This window comes from Thiemannella venezuelensis, assembly GCF_014203605.1.
GTDB lineage: Bacteria > Actinomycetota > Actinomycetes > Streptosporangiales > Streptosporangiaceae > Planomonospora_A > Planomonospora_A venezuelensis.
Map to the genome: position 1 here is coordinate 214,168 of NZ_JACHJJ010000012.1, position 19,457 is coordinate 233,624.

Genomic DNA, 19,457 nt, shown 5'->3' on the forward strand with positions numbered 1-19,457 from the left:
ACCATCCGGAGAACGGGTCCGCCTGACCCGTCTCCCGGCAGGACCGCTCCCGCCCGGGACTCCGGGCGGGAGCGGCACCGACGTGACGTCAGCAGCTTCCGCAGCCCGAGCAGTACTGCTTGCCCGTCTTCCAGTCGGTCACGCACCGTACGTAGGCGCCCTGCCAGGCCCCTCCGCACGGGTAGCAGCCGCCGGCGGCGGCCCGCTCGGCCGGGACGACACGGGCCAGCAGCATGTCACTGAATCGCTCGAAAACGCGCTTCATCACCTTCTCCGTTCTCTGGTCTACCGGACGGTCTCGCCTCCCAAGGCTGCGCCGGGCTCCTCCGCAAACCCCATGCGCCCGCGGCGGGCCGCGGTGTGTAGCGCGCGTGGAGCAGCCCGGCGCAGTGTGGGGCGGCACACCGTACGGTCCAGGAGGCGATCCCGATGCCCTACCTCACCGCCGCCGTCATCCTCGTCGGCCTGCTCTGCTCGGCGAACATGCTGCTCCTGCTGGGGGTCGTCCGCCGGCTGCGCGAACACGAACGGCTGCTGCCCCAGGCCGCCGCCGTCCCCTTCAGCCTCGGCCTCCCCCCGGTCGGTTCGGCCATGCCGTCGTTCACCGCGCTCAGCACGACGGGCGGGCCGGTCGACTCCGACTTCCTCCCCCTCCCCGCCGTGATCGCGTTCTTCGACGTCGGCTGCGAACCCTGCCGGGAGGAGGCGCCGCGATTCGCCCGGCAGGCGGTCGCCCGCCCCGAGCTGAACGCCCTGGCGGTCGTGGTCGGCGAGGCCGGGCCCATGAGCGCGGTGCTGGAGGAGTCCTGCCTGGTCGTCGTGGAACCCGCGGGCGGCTCCGTGGCCGAGGCCTTCGGCGTCCGCGGTTTCCCCGCCATGTGCCTGCTGGACGAGCGGGGTGTCATCGCCGCGACCGGGTCCGACCTCACGGTCCTCACCTCCGCGCCCGTCCGGCCCGGGGCGCGCCGGTGACCCTTCCCGCGGTACTGCTCGCCGCCGCGTGCACCGCCGTTCCGGCCGGCGTCCTCCTGCTGGTCCTGCGCCGACGGCTGCTCGTCGTCACCGTCGACGGCTACAGCATGCTCCCGACCCTCCGGCCGGGTGAGCGGGTGCTGGTCCGGCGCGTCCCGGCGGACCGAGCCGCGCCCGGCGCCATCGCGGTGCTGCGCCACCCCGCCGGACCGGGCACCTGGCTGCCGCTCCCTCCGGAGGCCGTCCGGGAGGACGGCCGGATCTACACGATCAAACGGCTGGCCGCCCTGGCCGGCGACCCCGTCCCCTCCGGGCTCGGCCCCGGCGTGAAACTCGACCCCGGCGGCACGGTTCCCCCCGGATGCCTGCTCGTCCTGGGGGACAACCCCGACCAGAGCATCGACTCACGCCAGCTCGGGCCGATACCCGCCGAGTACCTCGTGGGAGTGGTCACCCGCAGACTCAGCCGCTGAGGGGCCGCCGGCCGACGTATGGCGGCTGTGGAGCGGCCTGCCGCACCATGGCCGCCATGACGTATCCGGTCATCTCCTGCAGCGCGCTGCTGGCACTGGCGTTCACCGTCTCGGCGTGGAGCAAGGTCCGCGGCCGGGCGGCCTTCGCGTCCTTCTCGGACTCCATGCGCGGCATGCGGCTCCTGCCCGCGGAGCTGACCCGTGCGGCCGCGGCCCTGATCGTCATGGCGGAGGTCCTGATCCCGCCGCTCCTCCTGTTCCCCGGCACGAGACCCGCGGGTCATGTGCTGGCGGCCGTCCTGCTCCTGGCTCTCAGCGTCGGCATCGAGCTGGGCGTCCGCAGGAGGAGCACCGTGCCGTGCCGGTGCTTCGGCCCGTCCTCCGCTCCGCTGGGGCGCAGGCATCTGGTCCGCAACGCGGTCCTGCTGATCGCCGCCGTCGTCGGTGGCACCGCAACGGCGTCGGGAGACCCCCAGCCGGTCCACCCGGGCGGAGCGGCCGTCGCCCTGACGGCGGCCGGCCTCCTGGCGGTGCTCGTCGTACGGTTCGACGACATCGCCGACCTGTTCACCGCGGCTCCCCGCGCCTGATCACGACGCCTCACCGCCTGGACGGCAGTCCGGGGGGTCGCGTCGCGGTGGGGGATCTCCGGTGAGCCCGTCCGGGCGGAACCGACGCGGCTCCACGTTGTCGATCTTCCGAAGCTATCGTGGTGGGGATGGCCCCGCCGATCCGGCGTCCCGAGAGCTCCGTTCACCTCGCCGTATGCGGCGCCGCCTCGACGCCGAGCCGCTGACCCGCCGATCCGGCGCGTCGTCCGATGCGCCGCCTGAACCACCGACCGAGAGGCACCCCATGACCATGTCCAGGAGCGCAAGCCCCGAACTGGCCAGACTCGCCGCCACCGTACTGCAGCCCGGGTTCGTGGGGACCGAGGTCCCCGGGTGGCTGCGCGGGCGCCTGGCCGAGGGCCTGGGCGGAGTGGCGCTCTACTCCCGCAACATCGTGGACGGCGATCAGCTCAGGACGCTGACCGCGGCGCTGCGCGCGGAGAACCCGGACGTGGTGATCGCCACCGACGAGGAGGCGGGCGACGTCACCCGGCTGGAGGTGCTGACCGGCGGTTCCCGTCCGGGGAACCTGGCGCTCGGCGCGGTGGACGACTGCGCGCTGACCGAGCGTGTCGCCCGCGACGTCGGCCTGGATCTGGCGGCGGCGGGCGTCACGCTGAACTACGCGCCCGTCGTCGACGTCAACTCCGACCTCGACAACCCCGTGGTGGGCACCCGGGCCTTCGGCGACGACCCCCGGCTGGTCGCCAGGCACACCCGTGCCTGGATCACCGGCCTGCAGTCCGCCGGAGTGGCCGCCTGCGCCAAGCACTTCCCCGGTCACGGGGCGACGGCGACGGACTCCCACCACGGTCTGCCGGTGGTGTCCTGCTCCGCGGAGGAACTGGCCGCCACCGCCCTGCCGCCCTACCGGGCCGCCGTCGAGGCCGGGGTGCAGGCGGTGATGACCGGCCACCTGCTCGTCCCGGCCTACGACCCCGACTCCCCCGCCACGATGAGCGGCCGCATCCTGGTCGGGCTGCTCCGCGAGGAGCTGGGCTTCGACGGGCTGATCGTGACCGACGGGGTGGAGATGCCGGCGGTCGCCGACCGGTACGGCGTGACCGGCGCGGCCGTCCGCGCCCTCGCGGCGGGCGCCGACGCGATCTGCGTCGGCGGCGAACGCAAGGGCCCCGGCGTCGTCGGCTTCATCCGCAACGCCATCGTGGCGGCCGTGGTGGACGGCACCCTGCCCGAGGAGCGCCTGGCGGAGGCCGCCTCCCGCGTCCGCCGCCTGGCCGCCTGGTCCGCCGAGCGGCTCGGGAGCGACCGCGCCGGAGCGCCTCCCGCCCCGAGCCGCCCCACCGCGCTCCTCCACGCCGGTTCCCCGCGCCCGGCCTCTCCCGCGGACGTCGCCGCACCGGCAGACCGCGGTCCCGTCCCGCCCGTCCCCGCCTCGCCGGGCCCCGGCCTGACCGCCGCCCGGCGCGCCCTGCGGGTGACCGGCGCGGGTCTGCCGCTCGCGGGCGCGCCCCACGTCGTCGAGGTCGCCTCCACCACGAACATCGCCATCGACCCCCTCACCCCGTGGGGTGTGGCCGCCCCGCTGTCGGCGCTGCTGCCGGGCACCACCGCGGTCCGCATCGGGGAGGCGGACCTGTTCCCCGAGGGCCCCGACGCGCCGATCGCGCCGGACGTCCTGGAGATCCCCGCGGACCGGCCGCTGGTGCTCGTGGTGCGGGACGCGCACCGGCACAGCTGGGTGGCGGCCCTGCTCGACGCCGTGCTCGCCCGGCGCCCCGACACGGTCGTGGTGGAGATGGGGCTCCCCGGAGGACGCGCCCGCGGCGGCACGCACGTCGTCACCCACGGCGCGACAGCCGTGTCGGGGCAGGCCGCGGCCGAACTGCTGGCCGGAGCGGTCCTGCCGGAACCGGCTCCCGCCTGAGGACGTCAGGAGGCGAAGATCTCCTCGCGGGCCTGCTCCAGGGCCGCGAGGACGGCCCCGCGCAGCACCGGGTTCCCGTCCACCTCGCTGGCCACCACCTGCGGGCGGACCGGGCAGATCCGGGCCACGGCCTCCTCGATCCGCCCCGTGAGCATGCTCCCGCCCGCCTGGCTGACCTCGCCGGCGAGCACGACCAGGCCGGGGTCGAGCACCACGCACACCGAGGCCACGCCCAGCGCCAGCCTCCCCGCGATGTCGTCCAGCAGGGGCCGGCCGCGCTCGCCCGCCTCGACCGCGGCCGCCACGTACTCGGCCGCGCTCCGCCCGGCGAAGCCGTACGAGGCGGCGAGCTCGGTCACCGCCTCGGCGCTCACCAGCGACTGCAGGCCTCCGGCGAGCGACGGCAGCCGCCCGGGAACGGCCCGCACGTCCCCGGCCAGCGGCACCCCCGGCACCGGCAGGTAGCCGATCTCGCCCGCGCTGCCGGACCGGCCGCGGTGCAGCCGCCCGCCGAGCACGACTCCGAGGCCGATGCCCCGGCCCACCCAGAGCAGCACGAAGTCGTCGGCGTCCCGCGCGGCACCCAGGGTGCGCTCGGCGACCGCGACCAGGTTCACGTCGTTCTCGATCTTCACATCGCGGCGCAGGTCGCGGGCGAGCGCCTCGTGGATGCCCTCGTGCCAGCCCGGCAGGTCGAAGGAGAAGCGCACGTCGCCGGTGCGCGGGTCGACCACGCCCGGCGTGCCGATCACCACCGCCCGCAGCTTGGAGAGTGCGACCTTGGCCGAACGGCACGCCTTGACCACCGCGTTGTGCACGACCGCGACCGGGTCGTCGTGCTCGTCGGGCGCGACCGTCGCCTCGGCGACGATGCGTCCGCGGATGTCGGCGACGGCGGTGGTCACGAACTCCGGGCCGACGTCCAGCCCCGCCACGTAGGCGGAGGAGGAGACGACGCCGTAGAGGGCCGCGTTGGGTCCTCTCCCGCCCGCCTGCTCACCGGCCACCTCGACCAGGCCCCGCTCCTCCAGCCGGGCCAGGGTCTGCGAGGCCGTCACCTTGGACAGGCCGGTGAGCTCCCCGATCTGTCCCCGGGTCAGCGGCCCTGAGGCGAGCAGCAGCTCCAGAGCGGCCCTGTCGTTGATCTCCCGCAGCAGCCTGGGCACGCCAGGACGTCGCTCCATACGCATGCTCTCTGTTCGCCGTTCCCCGTCGCCATTACATCCAGGCAGAATAACGATTCTGTCGATTAACGAAGCTCGCTGAAGTTTAGCGTGGGCGCAGAGCTCGCAAAGGCCTCCATGGGAGCGCTCCCGTCCTGGTGGGAGCCCGCGTCCGAGTGGTCGGCCGGAGCCGGGATAATCGATCGTATGCGCCTATCCGCCCGTGTCGACTATGCCCTGCGCGCCGCCGCCGAACTCGCCGCCGCCGGTGACGGCCCAACCACCGTGGGCGAGCTCGCCGAGGAGCAGGGCATGCCGCCCAAGTACCTGGAGAACATCCTGCTCCAGATGCGCCGCGCCGGCCTGGTCCGCGGCCAGCGCGGCCCGGAGGGCGGTTACGTGCTGGCCCGTCCCGCCACCGAGATCACCCTCGCCGACGTGATCCGCGCCGTGGACGGCCCGCTGGCCAACGTGCGGGGAGAGCGTCCCGAGCACGTCGGCTACCGGGGGCCCGCCGAGTCGCTGCAGCAGGTCTGGATCGCGCTGCGCGCCAGCGAACGGGCCATCCTCGAGGAGGTCACGCTCGACAGCGTGGCCACCGGCGCGCTCCCGCAGCGGGTCCGCCAGCTCGCCGCCGACCCCGCCGCCTGGGACTGACCCCGCCACCCGGGACGGGCTCCGGGGATCCCGGACCCCGCCCGGGTGACCGGGATACCCTGGGCCCATGCCCGAGGGTGACGTCGTCTACCGGACCGCGAGGCGGCTCGGCCGGGCGCTCGACGGCCGGCCCCTCAACCGCTCCGACTTCCGCGTGCCCCGCCACGCCACCGCCGACCTCACCGGCCGGACCGTGCTGGAGACCGCCTCCCGGGGCAAACACCTGCTCACCCGCGTCGAGGGCGGCCTGACCGTCCACACCCACCTGCGGATGGACGGCGCCTGGAACGTCGCCCCCGCGGGCCGCCGGACGCCCGGGGGCGACCTGGTCCGGCTGGTCCTCGCCAACGCCGAGTGGCAGGCGGTGGGCGTACGGCTGGGCATGGTCGACCTGCTGGCGACGGACGACGAGCACCGGGTCGTCGGACACCTCGGTCCCGACCCGCTGGGACCGGACTGGGACCCGCAGAAGGCCGCCCGCCGGCTGCTGGAGAACCCCGGGCGGAGCATCGGGGAGGCGCTGCTCGATCAGCGCGCCCTGGCCGGGATCGGCACCATCTACCGGGCCGAGACGCTGTTCCTCGCGGGGATCTCGCCGTGGCGGCCGGTGGGGGAGGCCGGCGACGTGGAAAGGGTCGTGGAGCTCGCGCGCGGGCTGCTGGAGGCGAACAAGGAGCGGCCGGAGCGGACGACCACCGGGGACCCGAGACCGGGGCGGGGAATGTGGGTCTACGGGCGGGCGGGACGGCCCTGCCTGCGCTGCGGCGGCCGGATCGGCCGCGGGGAGATGGGGGCGCAGCCGCAGGAACGGCTGATCTACTGGTGCCGCCGCTGCCAGCCCGGCTAGGGGCGCCAGGAGGCGCGGCGGCCGGGCGCCTCCGGCCAGGCGCCGACGGCGGCGATGGCCAGATGGCGGTTGCGGCGGGCGGCCGTGGCGGTGGTCAGGTCAGGCGGCGACCATGTCCTTGACCTCGGGAGTGTGCTCGATGGGCGGGACGACCGCCCGGAAGCCGTCGAACGCGTCCTCCGGAAGGGAGCCGGGCACGGTCTCGGGGATCGGCAGGCGCTCCCGCTCGGGAACGTCGGCGAGCACCGGAGCGTGCTGGAGCTCGGCCAGCGCGAACTGGTCGGACACCTCACGCAGCACCTGGGACAGCGGCACGCCCAGGGCGCCGCAGATCGACGCGAGCAGCTCGGACGACGCCTCCTTCTGGCCGCGTTCCACCTCGGAAAGATAGCCGAGGGAGACCCGTGCCAGTGTGGAGACCTCACGCAAGGTGCGACCCTGCCGCACCCGCAGCCGCCGCAGCACGTCACCGAGCAGCTGACGCAGCAGGACCATCTGTCGCTCCCTCCCCGGCGCGGACGCCTTCACGACGTTCCGCGCGGCCGGTTCGTACCGCCCGTTCTTCGAACGCGACCCTTCGTACATTCGCCTCGCCGTCATCATCGCTTGACGCTGCCCTCACTCACAGATCCACCGTACCCGCATCCACCGACACCGCGGCAGACCGTGGTGAGCATGTTCGCTGGGGACGTAACGCGGTAATCACCCTGAATGTTCCCCAGAGTTCCGCTCCAGAACATCCCCGAGCAGATCCACCGCCTCGTTCACGGTCCACCGGCGGATCTCCTCACGAGCCCCGCTCAGGTGCAGTTCCCGGTGCCATACCCGCCCGCCGGGCCCGCTAACGGCCAGGTGCACCGTACCGACCGGTCTGCCGTCCTGCGGGTCGGGTCCGGCCACGCCGGTGGCCGCCAGGCCGTAGGTGGAGCCGGTGAGCTCCCGCACGCCGTCCGCCATGGCCGCCGCGACCTGAGGGTGCACGGCGCCCTCGCGTTCCAGCAGGTCGGCGGGGACGTCCAGCAGGCGGCGCTTGAGCTCGGTGGCGTAGGAGATCACCCCGCCCACGAAGGCCGCCGAGGCTCCCGGGGGGCCGGTCAGCGCCGCGCCGATCGACCCGGCCGTCAGCGACTCGGCCACCGCCACCGTCTCGCCCCGGCCGACGAGCAGCGAGAGCACCCGGGCGGCGGGCGCCGGGTCCCGGCCGTCCGGCCGCTCGGTGCTCATCGGCCGGCCCTCGCCCGCTTGGCCACCTGCCGCAGCTTGACCGCCCGGACCACGTAGTCCACCCCGGTGCCGACGGTCACGAGGACCGCCGCGCCCATGGCGGCCCACCGGACCGGCTCGGGCACGCCCGGCCACATGTAGCAGGTGATGGCGAAGATCTGCAGGACGGTCTTCACCTTGCCGCCGTAACTGGCCGGGATCACCCCGTGCCGGATGACCGCGAAGCGCAGCAGGGTGACGGCGGCCTCCCTGAAGATGATCACGGCGGTGGCCCACCACGTCAGCTCCCCCAGGATCGAGAGGCTGACGAGCGCGGCGCCGATGAGCGCCTTGTCGGCGATCGGGTCGGCGATCTTCCCGAAGTCGGTGATCAGGCCGTAGCGGCGGGCCAGTTCGCCGTCGAGCAGGTCGGTGAGGGAGGCGGCCAGGAAGACCGCCAGCGCGGTGATCCGCCAGCCGGTGCCCGGCAGGAAGAGGCAGACCACGAAGAACGGGACCATCGCCAGTCGCAGCACCGTCACGATGTTGGCGATGTTCCACGCGCTCACCTTGGGGCCCGCGGTCGTCGGCGTCGCGTCGGTGCCGGTCTCCGGCGTGTTGGTCATACGCTCTCCCGCCCCGGGGGTGCGCTCATGGCGCGGCCTTGATACGGGCGATCAGGTCGACTCCCTCGGAGTCGACGACGACGGCCCGGACGATCTGGCCGGGGACCAGGCCGATGCCCTGCACCGTGACGCACCCGTCGACCTCGGGCCCCTGGTGGGCGGCCCGTCCCTCGTAGCCGCCGTCGCCGAGGTCCTCCTCGATGAGGACGTCCACCTCGGTGCCGATCCGCTCCTCGGCCCGCTGGGCCATGAGCTCCTCGGCCAGCTCGGTGAGGGCGGCCACGCGGGCGTCCACGGTCTCCTGGTCGAGCTTGCCGGGCAGCGTCGCGGCCTCGGTGCCCTCCTCGTCGGAGTAGCCGAAGACGCCGATCACGTCGAGCCTGGCCTCCTGCAGGAAGTCGACCAGCTCGGCGAACTCCTCCTCCGTCTCGCCGGGGAAGCCCACGATGAAGTTGGAGCGCACCCCGGCCTCGGGGGCGGCGGCCCGGACGCCCTCCAGCAGGCCGAGGAAGCGCCTGGGGTCGCCGAAGCGGCGCATCCGGCGCAGCACCGAGCCGCTGGCGTGCTGGAAGGACAGGTCGAAGTACGGCGCCACGCCGTCGGTCCGGGCGATCATCTCCAGCAGGCCGGGACGGAGCTCGGCGGGCTGCAGGTAGCTGACCCGCACCCGCTCGATCCCCTCGACCGCGGCCAGGGCGGGCAGCAGCTTCTCCAGCGCCCGCAGGTCGCCGAGGTCCTTGCCGTAGGAGGTGGAGTTCTCGCTGACCAGCACGAGCTCCTTGACGCCCTCTCCGGCCAGCCACGCGGCCTCGCCCAGGAGCTCCTCCGGGCCGCGCGAGACGTAGGCGCCGCGGAAGGCCGGGATGGCGCAGAACGTGCAGCGCCGGTCGCAGCCGGAGGCCAGCTTCAGCGAGGCCACCGGCCCGTCGCCCAGGCGTTTGCGCAGCGGCCTGGGGCCGCTGGCCGGGGCCAGCCCTTCGGGCAGCTCTCCGTGGCCGGGGATGGCGGTCCTGGGCGCGGCGGCCCGCTCGACCGGCGAGATGGGCAGCAGCGTCCTGCGGTCGCGCGGGCTGTGCGGGACGAGCGGGCGGCCCTCCAGCACGTCGTCCAGGCGCGCGCCGATCTCGGTGTAGTCGTCGAAGGAGACCACGGCCGCCGCCTCCGGCAGCGCCTCGGCGAGCTGGTCGCCGTAGCGCTCGGCCATGCAGCCCGCGGCGACCACCTTGGCGCCGGAGTCGGCCGCGGCGAGCAGCGTGTCGATGGAGTCCTTTTTCGCTGAGTCGATGAAGCCACAGGTGTTGACGACGATGACATCGGGGTCGTCGTCGCCGAGCTGCCAGCCGGCAGCCTCAAGCCGCGCGGCGAGCTCCTCGGAGTCGACCTCGTTGCGCGCGCAGCCCAGTGTGATCAGCGATGCGGTTCGGCGGGATGACATGGTGAACCCTACGGTATCGGGAGTTGGCCACTACCCGGTGCACCTCCCCCCGCTCCGGCCCCCTCCCCGCCCTCCCCGCGGACTACCTCCCGGAGGCCGTGGCGGCCCCGTAGAAGCGCTTGAGACTCTGCCCGGGGCGTCCCGGAGCACCGAGATTCCTCCCGTTCACCTGCAGGGAGACCGCTCCCCCGTCGCCGAAGGTGACCCGCACCCCGGTCTTCGCCTTCCATACGGAGGTTTTACCCGCCTTCAGCGTGCCGGAGAACAGGCGGCGGCCTTTCGCGTCCCTGACGTCGAGCCGCGAGGAGCGCTCCGCCCTCACCCGGAACACGACCGTGCCGTCCGCCGCCCCGGCCAGTGAGGCCTCCCGCTTCTCCGGCTCGGGCGCCTTGACGATGGAGGTGGACGGAGAGGCGGGCGGCGCCGAGACCGACCGGACCTCCGCCGTGGGGGTGTCGCCGGCCCCGCCCATGGTCCTCACCACGCCGAACACGACGATGACGGCCAGTGCGACCGCCATGGCCATCGCCCAGTTGGGCGAGCGGCGCTGGCGGATCTTCAGCGGCCGCTCCGCCTGGAACACCGCGGCGGCCCGCACCGGGAGCGGCACGCCCCCGTGCAGCTGGTCGAACTCGTGCACCACGGCCTCGGCGTCGAGGCCGACGAGCTTGGCCAGGTTGCGGATGTGCCCCCGCGCGTAGAAGTCGCCCCCGCACAGCGAGAACTCGTCCCGCTCGATCGCTTTGATCAGTGTGTCGCGCACGCGCGAGCGCGCGCTCAGCTGCTCGACGGTCAGCCCCGCCGCCCGGCGGGCCTCCGCCAGAGTGGCCCCGATGCTCCTGCCGCCCTCCTGCCCGGAGGTCTCCTCGTTCCCCACTGCACGCCTCCCCCGCTACCGACGCTGCGTAATGGGTCCCATTCAACCAGTAATGTCCGGGAGCGGGTGAGGGGGGTGTCACTCTCCGCGCAGGTCGGCCAGGAGGCCCGGGAGCTCGTCGGGTTTGACCATGACCTCGCGCGCCTTCGAACCCTCGCTCGGGCCGACCACGTTCCGGCTCTCCAGCAGGTCCATCAGGCGGCCCGCCTTGGCGAAGCCCACGCGCAGCTTGCGCTGGAGCATGGAGGTGGAGCCGAACTGGGTGGTCACGATCAGCTCGGCCGCCTGGACCAGCAGGTCGAGGTCGTCTCCGATCTCCTCGTCGATCTCCTTCTTGGCGGTGGCGGCGGCCGTGACGTCGGGGCGGTACTCGGCCGCCATCTGGTCCTTGCAGTGCGCGACGATCTCCGTGATCTCCTTCTCGGAGACGAAGGCGTTCTGCAGCCGCATGGGCTTGCTCGCACCCATCGGCAGGAAGAGCGCGTCGCCCTGGCCGACGAGCTTCTCGGCGCCCGGCTGGTCCAGGATGACCCGGCTGTCGGCGAGGCTGGAGGTCGCGAACGCCAGGCGCGAGGGCACGTTGGCCTTGATCAGGCCGGTGACCACGTCCACCGACGGGCGCTGGGTGGCGATCACCAGGTGGATGCCGGCGGCGCGGGCGAGCTGGGTGATGCGGACGATGGAGTCCTCGACGTCGCGCGGGGCGACCATCATCAGGTCGGCCAGCTCGTCCACGATCACCAGCAGGTAGGGGTAGGGCTGGTAGACCCGCTCGCTGCCGGGCGGCGGCACGAGCTTGCCCGCGCGCACCGCCTTGTTGAAGTCGTCCACGTGCCGGAACCCGCTGGCCGCCAGGTCGTCGTAGCGGCGGTCCATCTCGCCCACCACCCACTCCAGCGCCTCGGCGGCCTTCTTGGGATTGGTGATGATCGGCGTGATGAGGTGCGGGATGCCCTCGTAGACGCTGAGCTCCACCCGCTTGGGGTCGACCAGCACCATGCGGACCTCGTCCGGCGTGGCGCGCATCAGGATCGAGGAGATCAGGCCGTTGACGCAGACCGACTTGCCGGCGCCGGTGGCGCCCGCGATGAGCAGGTGCGGCATCTTGGCCAGGTTGGCCACGATCGTGCGGCCCTCCACGTCCTTGCCGAGCCCGACGATCATCGGATGGTGGTCGGCCTGGGCCACCTGCGAGCGCAGGATGTCGCCCAGGGAGACGAGGTCCTTGTCGGTGTTGGGGATCTCCACGCCGATCGCCGACCTGCCGGGGATCGGGGAGAGGATGCGGACGTCGGCCGATTTGACCGCGTAGGCGATGTTCTTGGTGAGCGCCGTGACCTTCTCGACCTTGACCGCCGGGCCGAGCTCGATCTCGTAGCGCGTCACCGTCGGCCCCCGGGTGAAGCCGATCACCTGCGCGTCGATCGCGAACTGCTCCAGCACGCTGGTCAGCGCGTTGACCACGACCGTGTTGGCCTTGGTCTGCGGCTTGGGCGCGCTGCCCGGCCGGAGCAGCTGGGGGGCGGGCAGGGTGTACGGCCCCGCCTGCGGGGAGAGCACGAGCTGCTCGACCTTGCGCGGCGCCGGGGTCGGCTCGGGCGGCTCCGGCCTGCGGGCCGGGACCCCCTGCTCCTCCGCGGCCGGGTCCTCCGCGACCAGGCCCGGCACGATCTCCGGGGAGTGGTCGGCGAGCCTGCCCGGCGTCTCGGCGATCACCGGCGTGTCGTACGGCTTGACGCCGTCGCCTCCGACGGGGTCGCCGGGCTCCCCGGATCCGGCGGGCTTCTTCCGGGCCGGCCGCCTGGCCGGCGCGCGGGGCGTGCGGGGGACGGCCGGGGCGTCCCGGGTGAAGATCATGTGCCTGATCTCGGCCAGCCGCTCGGGGACCCGGTGCACCGGGGTGGCGGTGATCACCAGCACGCCGAACCCCGACAGGAGCAGCAGCAGCGGGATCGTGATGAAGACCGGCAGGATGCTGTCCGGGGGCGCGGAGACGATGAATCCGATCATGCCGCCCGCCGCCGACACCTTGTCCATGCCGTCGGAGGCCCCGCCCGACGGGTACGGCGTGCCGTTCGCGACATGCACGACGCCCAGCACGCCGATCGTCAGGGCGGACCACCCGATCATCATCCGGCCGGTGTCGGTGCTCTGGTCGGGGTGGCGCAGCAGCCGCCAGGCCAGCAGCGTGAGCAGCAGCGGGATCACCCAGGTCAGCACGCCGAAGACGCCGCGCATGACGACGTTGACCACTTCGGAGACCGTGCCCGTGGGGGTCCGCCAGGTCATCGCCGCCAGCACGATCGCGCCGGCGATCACGGCCAGGCCGAGGCCGTCGCGGCGGTGCACCGGATCGAGTTCCCGCGCGTTCTGCCCCAGCGCCCGCGCCGCGCTGCCGATGCCCCCGGCGAACAGCATCCAGATCCCCACGAACAGCTTGCCGATCATGGTGAAGACCCAGCCGAGCGGGTCGGGCTGGGACCCGGCCGGACGGCGCCGCGGGGCCGCGGCCTTCGGGCGGGCGGCGGGCGCCCGCTTGGCGGCGGCCGTACCGGCGGGGGCGGGCCTCGACCGGCCGGGGGCTCCCTTGGCCGGAGTTTTACCTGAGGCGCCTTTAGACGTACGGGTGGCCATGGTAGAAGGCTAACGATCGAGGCCTGGGAGCCGTCGGAGGCTCGCCGGGAGCGTCCCTCCCGGGCGCTCGGGCCGGGGAGGGACGGCCGCGGGGCGCGCCCGCGGCGGGCGGCCCGCCGGGACGCGCCGGCGGCCCGGTTACCTGTAGGTGATGGCCGAGGCGGTGTAGACGCAGTTCACGCCGTCGGCGCCGCTGCCGGTCTTGGACGGCTCACCGCTGGTCACGCCCTTGTACCTGTCGCAGATCGCGACCTTCCTGCTGGAGTCGCCGATGATGGTGATCCCCGACAGCTTCGCGGTGTCCCCGTAGTTGGCGTTGATCCCGACCAGGGACTTGCCCGGCACGGTGATCTGCACGTTGGAGACGACGACGTGGCGCGTGTGCTGCTTGGAGCAGTTGCCGCAGGAGCGGTACAGCTTGCCGAAGTCGGTGAGCTGGAAGTTCCTGATGACGAAGGTGCCGGGCCCGTTGTGCTGGAAGACCTTGTCGGAGGCCTTGCGGGCGCCGCCGCCGTCGACGGTCATCGTCTGGGAGGCCGCGGTGCCCTTGAAGGTCGCGGCGTCCTCGCCGACGTCCTCCCACCAGACGTTCTTGAGCGTGCAGGTGCCCAGGCAGTGGACGCCGTCGGCCGCGGGGGCGCCCAGGATGACGTTCTGCAGCGTGGCGCCGTCGGCCAGCTGGAACAGCGGGCCCTGGCTCTCGCTCTGCCCGTCGCTGCCCAGCGCGCCGGAGCCGTGGTAGCGCTTCATGCCGCCGTCGCGGACGCCGCTGACGGGGATGGTGGCGGTGACGGGCTGCCGGCCGGCGGCGGTGGGCCAGCCGGGCGGCGCGGCCGGGGCCGACGTGGGCGCCGGGGTGGCGGTGGGCTTGGCCGTCGGGGTGGCGGTGGGCGCCGGGGCCGGAGTGGAGCCGGACCCGGCCGCCTTCAGCGTCCAGCGCTTGCCGGCCGCCGTGTCGCAGGAGTTCTGCTGGACCGGCGCGCCGGCGGCCTTGGAGCCGTCCTTGACGTTGAGGCACTTGCCGCTGCCGGCGTTGGCCACCCGGTAGAGCGAGCCGCTGACGGGCTCCAGCTCCCAGGTGTGGAAAGTTCCCGCTCTGCAGGTCTGCTGCGTGACGGCCTTGCCCGCCGAGGTGCTGTCACCCGAGATCCCGGCGCACTTGCCGCTGTGGGCCGCGGTGAGGCGCCGGCCGCCGGAGGCGTTCGACACCGTCCACGTCTGGCCGGACCGGCCGCAGGGCTGCTGGACGAGCTGGACGCCCTCCGCGGTGCCGGCCGAGGGCACTTCCAGACAGAGCCCGCTGTTAGCGTTAACAATCGTATACGAGCCGACCGCCGGGGCGATCGCGGACGCCGCGGCCGGAGCCGCGGCGAGCGCGGCGCCCGCAAGGGCCGCCGCCGCGCACACGACGGCGCGCATACGGGTCGCGATATCGCGTAACACTCCTCATCCTCCTTTGGGTCGTACATACCTGAAATATCGGTTTGACCGGAAAGACCGCTCCACACCGTAGAGCATGATCTCGTCACACGGAACAGCGGACAGCGAAGAATCAGCCGATTCCGGAAAGCGCCTTCCGTCCTATGTATTGACATAGCGTTCCATGTAATAGAACCTCCTTCCCAAACGGGACGTTGGGAGGAGAGACCATGTCCGTACTCGACTGGTCCGTTCTGGGCGCGTACTTCCTCGTGATGGTCGGCATCGGCATCTGGTCGAAGAACCGCGTCAGGAACGTGATCGACTTCTTCACCGCCGGAGGGCGGATCCCCTGGTGGCTGTCCGGCATCTCGCACCACATGTCGGGCTACAGCGCGATCATGTTCGTGGCGTTCGCGGCCGTCGCCTACAACTACGGCCTGGCCATGTACGTCTGGTGGGCGCTGACCATCGGCGTCGGCGTCGGCATCGGCGCGTTCGTCTGGGCGGCCCGGTGGAACCGGCTGCGCTCCAAGCACGGCGTGGCCTCCCCCCTGGAGTACCTCGCCCGGCGCTACGACCTGCCCACCCAGCAGGTGCTGGCCTACAGCGGCGCGCTGCTGAAGGTGGTGGACATCGCGGCCAAGTGGGTGGCGATCGCGGTGCTGCTCCGGGGCTTCGCCGGCATCCCCGTCGCGTGGGGCATCCTGATCACCGGCGCGGTCACCCTGGTCTACATCACCGCGGGCGGCCTCTGGGCCGACGTCCTGACCGACTTCGGGCAGTTCGTCATCCAGGGCTTCGCGGGCATCGCCATGTTCATCGCGATCATGGCCCACCTGGACGGCGTCGCGACGCTGTGGACCATGTGGGACAGGCTTCCGGAGGGGCACGGGGACCCGTTCGCCGGGCCGTACACCGTGACGTTCTTCCTGGCCCTGCTCTTCATCAAGACCTTCGAGTACAACGGCGGCATGTGGAACCTCGCCCAGCGCTACATGGCCTCGCCCTCCGGTTCGGCCGCGCGGCGCTCGGCACTGCTGTCCAGCGTGCTCTGGGTGGTCTGGCCGCTGATCCTGTTCATCCCGATGTTCGCCGCCCCGCTCATCGTGCCCGGCCTGGCCGACGCCGAGGAGGCCTACGTACGGCTGGCGCAGACCCTGCTCCCGCAGGGGGTGATCGGCCTGGTCCTGGCCGGGTTCTTCTCCCACACCATGGCCATGGTCGCCTCCGACGCCAACGTGATCTCCTCGGTCATCACCCGGGACATCGCCCCGGTGATCGTCCGCCGGGTGCGGGAGCTGTCGGCGCGGGCGGAGCTGACCTTCGCCCGGGTGACCACGTTCGCCTTCGTGCTGATCAGCATGGTCATCGCGATCTCGACCGAGGGGCAGGGCGTCGTCCTGAAGATCGTCGTGGATCTGGTCGCGGCCACCATGGGGCCGATCTCGATCCCGCTGATGCTGGGCCTGCTGCCCTGGTTCAGGCGGAGCGGCCCGACCGCCGCGATCGCCTCCTGGGCCGCGGGCCTGGGCGTGTGGGCGTACGTCAAATGGATCATCGAGTCCAAGGACACCGCGATGGTGGTGGGCGTCCCGCTGGTCACCTCACTGGTCCTCTACGTCGCGATCGGGCTGCTGAAGCCCGAGGGCGGCCCGGACCGGGACGCCCTGATCGCCTCCCTGGACACCGACCCGGAACCGGAGCGGGCCACGGCCCGCGCCTGAACGCGCGGAAGGGGGCCGGCGGCGGCCGGCCCCCTCACCCCGCGCCCGCCCGCGTCCCGGGCGCCGGGGCACGCCTACCTGTCGGACTCCAGGACGCCGCCGTTGGCCACATCCGGCTTCTCGATCTCGGTGAAGACGATCCGCACCGCCTCCCGGCGGGCCTTCAGCACGTCGACGGCGGCATCGGTGACCGCGGCGACGAAGTCCCGGCGCTGGTCGAGGGTGCGCCCGGAAAGCAACTCGACAGTGATGTTCGGCATGCCGTCCTCCAACGTCCTTATGTTGCATAACATGAGACCATATTCCATTACATGAAACAAGAGGGGCATGGCGCCGTACCGGCCACCTCACGGGAGTCCTCACCCGCCCCGGCGGCCGCAGGCACCCGGCGGCCTCGCGGCCGCGGCGGGGTCAGCGGCCGGCCGGCGAGAAGGGGGCTCCCAGGGCGATGGAGACCTCGCGCGCGGTGGCCACGACCTCGGGGGCCAGGCGCTCCAGCCCTTCGTGGGTCATGTCCATCTTGAGCGCGGAGACGGAGATCCCGCCGAAGACCCGGCCCGTGTGGTCGAAGACCGGGGCTCCGACGCACAGGATCTCCGGCAGGTTCTCCTCGTCGTCGAACGCGTAGCCCTGGGCCCGCACCCCGGCGAGGTGGGCCAGGAGGTCCTCGACGGTGGTCAGGGTCGTGGGGGTCCGGGCGGGCAGCCCGGTGCGCGCGCAGACGGCGCGGATCTCGTCGGCCGGGAGCTGGGCCAGGATCGCCTTGCCGATCGCGGTGCAGTGCAGGCGCAGGCTCATCCCGACACGCGAGGGCATCTGGTACGGCCGGCGGCCTTCGAGCTTGGTGACGTAGACCGCCTCGTCCCCGCTGCGGATCGCGAAGTGGGTGGTGAAGCCGATCCGCTCGTGCAGCGCGGTCAGCGCCCCGGCGGCCTGGCTGGCCGGGTCGAACCGGTTCATCACCCGACCGGCCAGGGTGAGGATGCGGGGACCCGGCTCATAGCCGCCGTTCCCGTCCGTCCGGGCGAACCCCCACTCCACCAGCGACTGGAGGATCCGGTGGACGGTCGACTTGGAGACCCCCGTCGCGGCGGCGATGTCGGTGACGCGATGGTGCTCGGCGATCGCCTCCAGCACCGTCAGCGCCTTGTCGATGGAACTGCCTTCCCTTGCCACGCCGACGAGCCTACTGGTCAGCGCGCCAACCAGCCCCCGTCCACCGCCAGCACGTGCCCGTTGACGTAGTCGGAGGCCCCGGAGGCCAGGAAGACCGCCGCCCCCACGAGGTCCTCGGGCACGCCCCACCTGCCCGCCGGGATGCGCCCGGAGATCTCGGTCTCCCGCGCCGGGTCCGCCCGGAGCCGCTCGGTGTTGGCGGTCGCGATGTAGCCGGGGGCGATCGCGTTGACCTGGACCCCTCCTCCGGCCCACTCGCACGCCAGCGCCCTGGTCAGCCCGGCGACCGCGTGCTTGGCCGCGGTGTAGCCCGGCACGTTGACGCCGCCCTGGAAGGAGAGCATCGAGGCGATCATGATGATCTTCCCGGAGCCCCGGGCCAGCATCCGCGCGCCGACCGCCTGGCTGAGCAGGAAGACCGCGTCGAGGTTGACGTCGAGCACCTGCCGGAAGTCGGCGTACGGGTGCCCGGCCGCGGGCGCCCTGCGGATGATCCCGGCGTTGTTGACCAGCACGTCGACCGGGCCCAGCCGCCGCGCCGCCTCCGGGATCCGCGCGGGGTCCGACAGGTCGAGGACCCACCGGGAGGCCTGCCCGCCGGCCTTGCGCACCTCGGCCTCGACCCCGTCCAGGTCGTCGACGCGCCCGTGCAGCACCAGGTCGGCCCCGGCCTCCGCCAGGCCCACCGCGATCGCCCGGCCGATCCCGGTCCGGGCCCCGGTGACGAGCGCGGTCCGGCCCGCCAGCGAGAACATCCCCGCGGCCCGAGCCATCAGCGCAGCTCGCCGATCTCGACCGGCTCCATGTCGTCGTAGGCCTGGTTCTCCCCGCCCATGGCCCAGACGAAGGAGTAGCTGCGCGTGCCGAAGCCGCAGTGCACCGACCACGGCGGTGAGATGACCGCCTGGCGGTCGGCGACCACCAGGTTGCGGGTCTCGTCGGGACGGCCCATCAGATGGATCACCCGCTGCCCGGCGGGCAGGCCGAAGTAGAAGTAGACCTCGGTCCTGCGCTCGTGGGTGTGGCAGGGCATGGTGTTCCACATGCTGCCGGGCTCCAGGACGGTCACGCCGAGCACGAGCTGGCAGCTCCGCACTCCCCCGGCGTGGACGTGCTTGTAGATCGTGCGCTCGTCGGCGCCCTCCCGGCCGCCCAGCCGTACCGGCTCGGCGTCGGCCAGCGTGCTCAGGGCCGTCGGGTGCGCGGCGTGCGCAGGCGTGGAGACGAGGGAGAACGCCCCGCCGCCGAAGTCCACCTCCCGGCTTCCCCTGCCGACATAGAGGCACTCCTTCGGCGCCAGCTCGTACGGCGCGCCGTCCACGGTGACCGTGCCCGTCCCGTCCCCCACGTTGACCACCCCCAGCTCGCGCCGGTCCAGGAAGCGGTCCGCGCGCAGCGGGGCCGGGCTCGGCAGGCGCGCCGGGCCGACCGCCCCGCCCACCACCATCCTGTCCTCGTGCGAGTAGACCAGCCGTACCTCGCCGGGGGCGAACAGGTCCTCCACCAGGAACCGGGCGCGCAGCCACTCGGTCGTCGCCCCCGGGACCTGGTCCGGCGCCGTGGCGTGCCGTACCTCCATACGACCCTCCTGTCCTGTTACATGAAATTGAAATTCGCTATATGGAACAACAGGAGCATACATCGGCGCCCCCTCCGGCGCATCGGCCGGAAGGGACGGGAAGGGAGAGACCGCCGCGGCCGGGCCCCACGGCGCGGAGGCGGGCGGGGGCGGGGACCGCGAGGCGGCCG

General features: G+C 73.0%; 20 protein-coding genes. 7 read left to right on the forward strand and 13 right to left on the reverse strand.

The annotated features are described in order from the left end of the window. Positions 1–88: 88 nt before the first annotated feature. Entirely contained in the window at positions 89–265 is a 177-nt protein-coding gene (locus FHS22_RS19275) for a hypothetical protein (protein ID WP_184943556.1), read from the reverse strand. A gap of 164 nt (positions 266–429) precedes the next feature. Here FHS22_RS19275 and FHS22_RS19280 point away from each other — a divergent pair, with 164 nt between their 5' ends. The 4 genes from FHS22_RS19280 to FHS22_RS19295 all read left to right on the forward strand — a co-directional run bounded on the left by FHS22_RS19280 (position 430) and on the right by FHS22_RS19295 (position 3,944). Continuing rightward, entirely contained in the window at positions 430–972 is a 543-nt protein-coding gene (locus FHS22_RS19280; RefSeq protein ID WP_184943557.1) for a peroxiredoxin family protein, read from the forward strand. After that, entirely contained in the window at positions 969–1,445 is a 477-nt protein-coding gene (locus FHS22_RS19285) for a S26 family signal peptidase (RefSeq protein WP_221473816.1), read from the forward strand. The genes FHS22_RS19280 and FHS22_RS19285 overlap by 4 nt, the downstream gene beginning before the upstream one ends. Positions 1,446–1,501: 56 nt before the next feature. Then, positions 1,502–2,035, forward strand: a complete 534-nt coding sequence (locus FHS22_RS19290; RefSeq protein WP_184943558.1) for a MauE/DoxX family redox-associated membrane protein — start codon at positions 1,502–1,504, stop codon at positions 2,033–2,035. 271 nt (positions 2,036–2,306) lie between these two features. Continuing rightward, entirely contained in the window at positions 2,307–3,944 is a 1,638-nt protein-coding gene (locus FHS22_RS19295; RefSeq protein WP_184943559.1) for a glycoside hydrolase family 3 protein, read from the forward strand. 5 nt (positions 3,945–3,949) lie between these two features. Here FHS22_RS19295 and FHS22_RS19300 read toward each other — a convergent pair whose 3' ends face one another. Then, complete coding sequence (locus FHS22_RS19300; protein ID WP_184943560.1) at positions 3,950–5,128, reverse strand: ROK family transcriptional regulator; 1,179 nt, start codon at positions 5,126–5,128, stop codon at positions 3,950–3,952. 186 nt (positions 5,129–5,314) lie between these two features. On the opposite strand from FHS22_RS19300, the gene FHS22_RS19305 reads away from it, so the two are divergent. Both FHS22_RS19305 and FHS22_RS19310 read left to right on the forward strand, forming a co-directional pair. After that, complete coding sequence (locus FHS22_RS19305) at positions 5,315–5,764, forward strand: RrF2 family transcriptional regulator (RefSeq protein WP_184943561.1); 450 nt, start codon at positions 5,315–5,317, stop codon at positions 5,762–5,764. Positions 5,765–5,831: 67 nt separating this feature from the next. Beyond that, positions 5,832–6,611, forward strand: a complete 780-nt coding sequence (locus tag FHS22_RS19310) for an Fpg/Nei family DNA glycosylase (RefSeq protein WP_184943562.1) — start codon at positions 5,832–5,834, stop codon at positions 6,609–6,611. Between the two features lie 99 nt (positions 6,612–6,710). On the opposite strand, the gene FHS22_RS19315 is transcribed toward FHS22_RS19310, so the two are convergent. From FHS22_RS19315 to FHS22_RS38975, 7 genes are all read right to left on the reverse strand, one after another. Beyond that, entirely contained in the window at positions 6,711–7,106 is a 396-nt protein-coding gene (locus tag FHS22_RS19315) for a helix-turn-helix domain-containing protein (protein ID WP_184943563.1), read from the reverse strand. Positions 7,107–7,313: 207 nt separating this feature from the next. Continuing rightward, positions 7,314–7,835, reverse strand: a complete 522-nt coding sequence (locus tag FHS22_RS19320) for a CinA family protein (RefSeq protein WP_184943564.1) — start codon at positions 7,833–7,835, stop codon at positions 7,314–7,316. Continuing rightward, positions 7,832–8,440, reverse strand: coding sequence for a CDP-diacylglycerol--glycerol-3-phosphate 3-phosphatidyltransferase (gene pgsA / locus FHS22_RS19325; RefSeq protein WP_184943566.1), 609 nt, complete (start codon positions 8,438–8,440; stop codon positions 7,832–7,834). The genes FHS22_RS19320 and pgsA overlap by 4 nt, the downstream gene beginning before the upstream one ends. 25 nt (positions 8,441–8,465) lie before the next feature. Beyond that, positions 8,466–9,875, reverse strand: a complete 1,410-nt coding sequence (gene rimO, locus FHS22_RS19330) for a 30S ribosomal protein S12 methylthiotransferase RimO (protein WP_184943567.1) — start codon at positions 9,873–9,875, stop codon at positions 8,466–8,468. Between the two features lie 82 nt (positions 9,876–9,957). Continuing rightward, the gene (locus tag FHS22_RS19335; protein WP_184943569.1) at positions 9,958–10,752 is read right to left on the reverse strand and encodes a helix-turn-helix domain-containing protein; all 795 of its coding nucleotides are present in this window, start codon (positions 10,750–10,752) and stop codon (positions 9,958–9,960) included. A 78-nt stretch (positions 10,753–10,830) separates the two neighbouring features. Beyond that, the gene (locus tag FHS22_RS19340; RefSeq protein WP_184943571.1) at positions 10,831–13,386 is read right to left on the reverse strand and encodes a DNA translocase FtsK; all 2,556 of its coding nucleotides are present in this window, start codon (positions 13,384–13,386) and stop codon (positions 10,831–10,833) included. 138 nt (positions 13,387–13,524) lie between these two features. Beyond that, a complete protein-coding gene (locus FHS22_RS38975; protein WP_184943573.1) occupies positions 13,525–14,805 on the reverse strand; it encodes a pectate lyase in 1,281 nt (426 codons plus the stop codon). Positions 14,806–15,035: 230 nt separating this feature from the next. Between FHS22_RS38975 and FHS22_RS19350 the strand changes: the two genes are divergently transcribed. Next, on the forward strand, positions 15,036–16,532 hold the full coding sequence (locus FHS22_RS19350; RefSeq protein ID WP_184943575.1) for a sodium:solute symporter family protein: 1,497 nt from the start codon (positions 15,036–15,038) through the stop codon (positions 16,530–16,532). A 74-nt stretch (positions 16,533–16,606) separates the two neighbouring features. Here the strand turns inward: FHS22_RS19350 and FHS22_RS19355 are convergent, their stop codons facing one another. The 4 genes from FHS22_RS19355 to kduI all read right to left on the reverse strand — a co-directional run bounded on the left by FHS22_RS19355 (position 16,607) and on the right by kduI (position 19,287). Beyond that, positions 16,607–16,792 carry a tautomerase family protein gene (locus tag FHS22_RS19355; RefSeq protein ID WP_184943577.1) on the reverse strand — a complete coding sequence of 62 codons (186 nt, stop codon included), beginning with the start codon at positions 16,790–16,792 and terminating at the stop codon, positions 16,607–16,609. Positions 16,793–16,943: 151 nt separating this feature from the next. After that, positions 16,944–17,708: an IclR family transcriptional regulator gene (locus FHS22_RS19360; RefSeq protein WP_184943579.1), complete on the reverse strand. Its 765-nt coding sequence runs from the start codon at positions 17,706–17,708 to the stop codon at positions 16,944–16,946. Between the two features lie 17 nt (positions 17,709–17,725). Next, positions 17,726–18,481, reverse strand: a complete 756-nt coding sequence (locus tag FHS22_RS19365; RefSeq protein WP_260408072.1) for an SDR family oxidoreductase — start codon at positions 18,479–18,481, stop codon at positions 17,726–17,728. After that, the gene (gene kduI / locus FHS22_RS19370; RefSeq protein WP_184943580.1) at positions 18,481–19,287 is read right to left on the reverse strand and encodes a 5-dehydro-4-deoxy-D-glucuronate isomerase; all 807 of its coding nucleotides are present in this window, start codon (positions 19,285–19,287) and stop codon (positions 18,481–18,483) included. The genes FHS22_RS19365 and kduI overlap by 1 nt, the downstream gene beginning before the upstream one ends. Positions 19,288–19,457 lie beyond the last annotated feature (170 nt).